Genomic DNA, 965 nt, shown 5'->3' on the forward strand with positions numbered 1-965 from the left:
AAGATTTTAGCTACAACACCAGCACCAACTGTACGGCCACCTTCGCGGATTGCGAAACGTAGACCTTCGTCCATTGCGATTGGAGCGATTAGCTCAACAGTCATTTGAACGTTGTCACCTGGCATTACCATTTCTACGCCTTCTGGTAGAGTGATGTCGCCTGTTACGTCAGTTGTACGGAAGTAGAACTGTGGACGGTAACCTTTGAAGAAAGGAGTGTGACGGCCGCCTTCGTCTTTAGAAAGTACGTATACTTCAGACTCAAACTTAGTGTGTGGGTTGATAGAACCTTTCGCAGAAAGTACTTGACCACGTTCAACGTCATCACGCTTAGTACCACGTAGAAGTGCACCAACGTTCTCACCTGCACGACCTTCGTCAAGCAGTTTACGGAACATTTCAACACCAGTACAAGTAGTAAGAGTAGTCTCTTTGATACCAACGATTTCTACTTCGTCACCTACACGTAGGATACCGCGCTCGATACGACCAGTTACAACAGTACCACGACCTTGAATTGAGAATACATCTTCAATTGGTAGTAGGAACGGTTGGTCAACTGCACGCTCTGGCTCAGGAATGTAAGAATCTAGTGCTTCTGCAAGCTCAACGATCTTGTCTTCCCACTGCTTCTCGCCGTTTAGTGCGCCAAGTGCAGAACCTTGGATAACTGGTAGGTCATCACCTGGGAAGTCGTATTCAGAAAGAAGTTCACGAACTTCCATCTCAACTAGCTCAAGTAGCTCTTCGTCATCTACCATGTCACATTTGTTCATGAATACGATGATGTAAGGGATACCAACTTGACGACCAAGTAGGATGTGCTCACGAGTTTGAGGCATAGGGCCGTCAGTCGCAGCAACAACTAGGATACCGCCGTCCATTTGTGCAGCACCAGTGATCATGTTTTTAACATAATCCGCGTGTCCTGGACAGTCTACGTGTGCGTAGTGACGTGCTGGAGT

General features: G+C 47.2%; 1 protein-coding gene. It reads right to left on the bottom strand.

What is annotated here, in order from left to right:
• A partial coding sequence (gene tuf / locus AB4384_RS23620) for an elongation factor Tu (RefSeq protein ID WP_055320245.1) occupies positions 1 to 965 on the bottom strand: 965 nt, incomplete at both ends.

It is taken from the genome of Vibrio sp. 10N.261.51.A4 (assembly GCF_041471945.1).
Lineage (GTDB): Bacteria > Pseudomonadota > Gammaproteobacteria > Enterobacterales > Vibrionaceae > Vibrio > Vibrio crassostreae_C.